At 72.8% G+C, this 5,413-nt stretch carries 6 protein-coding genes; 2 read left to right on the top strand and 4 right to left on the bottom strand.

The annotated features are described in order from the left end of the window. Window positions 1-288 precede the first annotated feature (288 nt). Window positions 289-879, top strand: a complete 591-nt coding sequence (locus DKL51_RS25760; RefSeq protein ID WP_124812605.1) for a pyridoxamine 5'-phosphate oxidase family protein — start codon at window positions 289-291, stop codon at window positions 877-879. 21 nt (window positions 880-900) lie between these two features. On the opposite strand, the gene DKL51_RS25755 is transcribed toward DKL51_RS25760, so the two are convergent. Beyond that, a complete protein-coding gene (locus tag DKL51_RS25755; protein WP_124812604.1) occupies window positions 901-2,382 on the bottom strand; it encodes a peptide MFS transporter in 1,482 nt (493 codons plus the stop codon). Between the two features lie 223 nt (window positions 2,383-2,605). On the opposite strand from DKL51_RS25755, the gene DKL51_RS25750 reads away from it, so the two are divergent. Then, window positions 2,606-2,947: an RNA polymerase-binding protein RbpA gene (locus tag DKL51_RS25750; protein ID WP_007460094.1), complete on the top strand. Its 342-nt coding sequence runs from the start codon at window positions 2,606-2,608 to the stop codon at window positions 2,945-2,947. Window positions 2,948-3,020: 73 nt separating this feature from the next. Here the strand turns inward: DKL51_RS25750 and DKL51_RS25745 are convergent, their stop codons facing one another. From DKL51_RS25745 to lnt, 3 genes are all read right to left on the bottom strand, one after another. Further along, window positions 3,021-3,542, bottom strand: coding sequence for an FxsA family protein (locus DKL51_RS25745; protein WP_124812603.1), 522 nt, complete (start codon window positions 3,540-3,542; stop codon window positions 3,021-3,023). Between the two features lie 55 nt (window positions 3,543-3,597). Then, entirely contained in the window at window positions 3,598-4,407 is an 810-nt protein-coding gene (locus tag DKL51_RS25740; protein ID WP_124812602.1) for a polyprenol monophosphomannose synthase, read from the bottom strand. Between the two features lie 34 nt (window positions 4,408-4,441). Further along, window positions 4,442-5,413, bottom strand: a 972-nt coding sequence (gene lnt, locus DKL51_RS25735) for an apolipoprotein N-acyltransferase (RefSeq protein WP_124812601.1), incomplete at its 5' end; no start/stop codon positions are given.

The following is a 5,413-nucleotide window of genomic DNA, read 5'->3' as shown; positions in this document are numbered from 1 at the left end:
CAAGAGGGTCGCCGACCGGGTCGCGGCGGGCGGCACAGCTCGCCGACCAGGTCAGCGACCTCGCCAGCGCGCTGGCCCGGTTGGGTTCCGCCCAGCCGGACCCCGCCACCGCCTGACCGTGGCCCTCGCCCGCCGCGACCCGGTCGGGCACCGCATTCGCCCCCAGGCGCTGGCGACCCGGTCCGACTGGCTGCGGGAGCCGCCGGCGCTCCCCGCGTAACCCATCGCACCCCGCCACGAGACGGGACGGGACAGCCGCCACCGGCCCCCGGCAGCGATGATGCCCACATGGGGAAGACATACGAACGCATCGACGGCCGGCTGCGAACCTTCATCGAGGAGCAGCCGATGTTCTTCACCGCCACCGCCCCGCTGGCCGCCGACGGCACGGTCAACCTCTCCCCGAAGGGCCTGCGCGGCTGCCTCGCCGTCCTCGACGAGCACACCCTCGCCTACCTGGACTTCGCCGGCAGCAACGCCGAGACCATCGCCCACCTGCGGGAGAACGGCCGGATCACGCTCATGTGGTGCGCGTTCTCCGGCCCGCCGAACATCGTGCGGGTGCACGGCCGGGGTGAGCCGGTGTTCCGGGACGACCCCCGCTGGACGGACCTGATCGGCCACTTCCCCGACATCGACCCGAGCGTGCACGGGCTTCGGGCGATCATCCTGGTCCGCGCCGAGCTGATCCGCGACACCTGCGGCTACGCGGTGCCGCTGATGACCTACGACGCCGACCGGGATCTGCACGCCCAGCGCTTCGCCCGTGAGGACGACGCGTCGCTGAGCGCGTACTTCGCCGGCAAGCCGCACGTGGCGACCAGTATCGACGGGCTGCCGGGCCTGCCGCTGCCCCTGCCGCCGACCCCGACACACTGACACCTCCGGGGCCGGCAGCGGTCAGTGGATGCCGGCCATCAGCTGCCGGATGTGCCGGGCGAACATCACCGCGCCCAGCCCCAGCACCACCGACGCCAAACCGAAGGTGAGGAAGTATGTCGGCTCCGGCCACGTCTCGGCGAGCCGGGCCACCTGGCCACCGATCGCGTCACCGACGGCGGTGGCGAGGAACCACAGGCCCATCATCTGGCTGGCGTACTTGACCGGGGCGAGCTTGGTGGTGGCGGACAGGCCGACCGGGCTCAGCGCCAGCTCACCGGCGACCTGGATGGCGTACACCGCCACCAGCCACCACGGGGAGACCAGGTCGCCGCCGACGGCGGCCTGGGCCGCGGCGGCCATCAGCACGAACGACAGGCCGTTGAGGATCAGACCGACGGCGAACTTCATCGGGGTGGAAACCCGGTGCCCCAGCCGCAGCCACAGCCAGGCGGCCAGCGGCGCGCCGATGATGATCAGGATCGGGTTGACCGACTGCAGCCAGGACGCCGGGAAGGTGAACCCGAGCACGTCGCGGTCGGTCCGGTCGGCGGCGAAGATGTTCAGCACCGACCCGGCCTGGTCGTAGATCAGCCAGAACGCGGCGGCGAAGACGAACAGCCACAGGTACGCCTTCATCCGGCTGCGTTCGGTGCCGCTGATCTCCCGGTCGGTGAGGATCCGGGCGAAGTACGCGATGGTGACCAGCACGGTGACCACGGTCAGCAGGTTCACCACGGTGTTGACCGTGAACAGCCCGGCCAGCGCGAGCACGACGAGCACCACCAGCACCACTAGCGCGGTGATGCCGATCCGGGTCAGCGCCCGGCGCCGGTCCGCACCGAGCAGCGGGTCGGCGGGGCGGGCGCCCGCCTCGCCGAGATTGCGCCGGCCGAGGACGTACTGCAGCACGCCGAAGGTCATGCCGATCGCGGCGGCGCCGAAGCCGAGGTGCCAGTTGATCTTCTCGCCGAGGAAGCCGGTGATCAGCGGCGCGATGAACGCCCCCAGGTTGATGCCCATGTAGAAGATCGAGAAGCCGGCGTCGCGGCGTGGGGAGTCCCTGTCGTACAGGGCCCCGACCATGGTCGAGATGTTGGGTTTGAGCAGCCCGGTGCCGAGGACGATCAGCGTCATGCCGGCGAACACGCTCCAGCCCACCGGCACCGCCATCACGTAGTGGCCGGCGGCGATCACCACGCCGCCCCACAACACGCTGCGCCGCGCCCCGAGGAGCCGGTCGGCGATCCAGCCGCCGGGCAGCGCCATCAGGTACACCATCGCGTTGTAGGTGCCGTAGACGGCGTTGGCGGTGGACTCCCGGATGCCCAGCCCGTCGTCGGCGACCGCCGCGGTCAGGTAGAGCGCCAGGATGGCCCGCATGCCGTAGAAGCTGAACCGCTCCCACATCTCGGTGAGGAACAGCGTCGACAGCGCCCGCGGGTGACCGAAGAAGGTCCGCTCCGAGGGCACCCGGGTCTGCACCGGCGTGTCACCCGCCATCGCAACCTCCCGTCCGCCTGGGGCGGCTAACATCCCCGGTGACAGCCAAAACACTCCACCGTTTCGACCCGGCCGGGGGACGACCCCGCCGGGCGGTTGTCATGGGCGGCTACCCTTGGAGGGATCCGCGCGTGCGCCGGCCCACCGGCGTGGGCGGGAATGGCCCGGCGGAGACGGACCGTTACACCAGAAGACCAGCACCACGAGCGAGGGGAAGTCGATCATGGGCGAGCGTATGCTGCGCGGAAGCCGCCTGGGCGCGGTGAGCTACGAATCCGACCGCAACACGGAGCTCGCGCCGCGTCAGACCCGCGAGTACCTCTGCGCCAAGGGCCACCAGTTCGAGGTGCCGTTCGCCGTCGACGCCGAGGTCCCCACGACCTGGGAGTGCAAGTTCGACGGCAGCGTCGCCCGGCTGGTCGACGGCAACGAGCCGGAGCAGAAGAAGGCCAAGCCGCCGCGCACCCACTGGGACATGCTGCTGGAGCGCCGCTCGATCGCCGAGCTGGAGGACATCCTCGCCGAGCGGCTCCAGGAGGTTCGCACCCGCCGCGGCCGCGCCTGAGCGAAAACGCAGAACGACCGAAGCGCCCCCGGGAAGACTCCCGGGGGCGCTTCGTCGTGTCGGACGGCCCGGCTCAGGAGCGGCCGGGCTCGATGATCTCCCCCTCGATGGCCCGGCCCGGCTCGGTGACCGGCCGGGCGGGCTGGGCCGGCTGGGTCGGCTGCGGCTCGCCGCGACGCACCCGCACCCGGCGGGGGCCGAACAGGTCACCGGCAACCATCGACGACACCCGGCGCTCGGCGGTACGTTGCACCCCGGCGCGGGCCAGCCGACGCACCGGCGGCACCAGCAGCAAAAGCCCCACCAGGCCGCTGATCAGGCCGGGGATCGCCAGCAACAGCGCCCCCACCAGCCCCACCAGGCCGTCGGTCACCCGCTGACCCGGCGGCTGGCCCGACTCCACAGCGGCCCGGAAGCCCCGCCACGCCCGCATCCCCTCCCGGCGCAGCAGCACCAGCCCGAGCAGCGACGCGGCGAACACCAGCAGCAGCGCAGACCCGAACCCGATGCCCCGGCCCACCAGGACGAACACCGCAAACTCCAGCACCGCGAGCAGCAGCAGGGCCGGCGGTACGAACCTCAGTCCTCGGCGCATCTCACCTCATCTGCCATGGGCGTCATCACGCTCCTCCAGCATGACACGTCCACGCTCACGGCCACCGGACCTGCCCGTCGGGGGTGCCGTGCAGGCCGCGCCGCACCGCCGTACGCCGGTCCTGCAACGCCCACGCGGTGATCCGCCACAGCGCCTCCGCGACGATCAGCGGGCTCATCTTGCTCGCCCCGCGCTCGCGTTCGGCGAAGGTGATCGGCACCTCCACGATCCGCACCCCGGCCCGGTGCGCCAGCCGGGACAACTCCACCTGGAACGAGTACCCCTGCGAGCGGACCGACTCCAGGTCGATCGCCTCCAGCGCGGCCGACCGGTACACCCGGTAGCCGCCGGTGGCGTCGGAGACCGGCATGCCCAGCGCCAGCCGCGCGTACAGGTTGCCGCAGCGGGACAGCAGCAGCCGGCGCAGCGGCCAGCCCACCACCCGCGCCCCGCGGGTCCAGCGGGAGCCGATCACCACGTCCGCGTCGCGGGCGGCGTCCAGCAGCGCCGGCAGGTCCTCCGGGGCGTGCGAGCCGTCGGCGTCCATCTCCACCACGGCGTCGTAGCCGCGCCGGCGGGCCCAGGCGAAACCGGCCAGATACGCGGCACCGAGCCCTTCCTTGCCGTGCCGGTGCAGCACCTGCACGTGCGGGTCGGTACGGGCCAAAGCGTCGGCGATCACCCCGGTGCCGTCGGGGCTGTTGTCGTCGGCGACGAGGATGTCCACCGCCGGCGCGGCGTCGCGTACCCGGGCGACGATCCGGCTGACGTTGTCCGCCTCGTTGTAGGTGGGGATGACCACGAGGACCCGCCCCACCCCGGGGTGGCCGGCCGTCCGCCTGTCGGCTGCCTCGCCCACCGTCATACCGCCTTTCGCCGGCGCACCGGCACCCGTCGTCCTATCCGGGGGCGACCTCCCGCCGGCGGCGCAGCACCGCCGCGCCGACCAGGGCCGCGACGGCGAGCGCCGCGAGGGCCACCTCGGGCCAGACGCCCACCCGGGTGGCCGGCGTCCGCCCGTTTCCGAGCTGCATCTGCCGGACCACCACCGCCGGGGTGTTGAATCCGGTGGCCGCGGATACCCGCCCGTCGGGGGTAACGAACCCGGACACTCCGACCGTGGAGGCCATCAGGGCGGCCCGGCCGTGCTCGACCGCGCGCAGCCGCACCATGGCCAGCTGCTGGCGGGCCTCGGCCACGTCGAAGGTGGCGTTGTTGGTCTGCACCACCAGCAGCTGGGCGCCGCCGGTGACGGTGTCCCGCACGATGCCGTCGTAGGCGACCTCGAAGCAGATCACGTCGCCGAGCACCGCCGGCCCGGTGTCCAGCACGCCGGGGGTGGCGCCGGGCACGAAGTCGGAGCGGACCCGGTCGACCTCGGAGCTCACCATGCGGGCGATGCCGCGCAGCGGCACGTACTCGGCGAACGGCACCGGGTGCCGCTTGGTGTAGAGCTGCGCCAGGTCGGGGCCGCTGCCCGGACGCCACAGCAGGCCCGCGTTGCGCACCTGCCCCTCGCCGGGGCCGAGCAGCACCGCGCCGACCAGGATCGGCGCGCCGATCGCGTCGGCCGCCTCCGAGATCCGGTATCCGGCGCCGGGGTTGCGCAGCGGGTCGATGTCGCTGGAGTTCTCCGGCCACACCACCAGGTCGGGCCGCCGCTGGGTGCCGGCGGCGACCTGCTCGGCGAGTTTCAGGGTGGCGTCGACGTGGTTGTTAAGCACGGCCTGCCGCTGGGCGTTGAAGTCCAGCCCCAGCCGGGGCACGTTGCCCTGCACGATGGCGACGGTGACCTCGTCGGTGCCGGCCGGGGGCCGCGGCGGCGCCGACGAGGTCACCGTCGCCATCGTGCAGGGCAACGTGCCCCGGCT

The organism is Micromonospora globispora (genome assembly GCF_003857015.1).
Lineage (GTDB): Bacteria > Actinomycetota > Actinomycetes > Mycobacteriales > Micromonosporaceae > Micromonospora > Micromonospora globispora.
The sequence above is the reverse complement of the archived record's forward strand: the minus strand, read 5'-3'. Positions and strand labels throughout refer to the sequence as shown.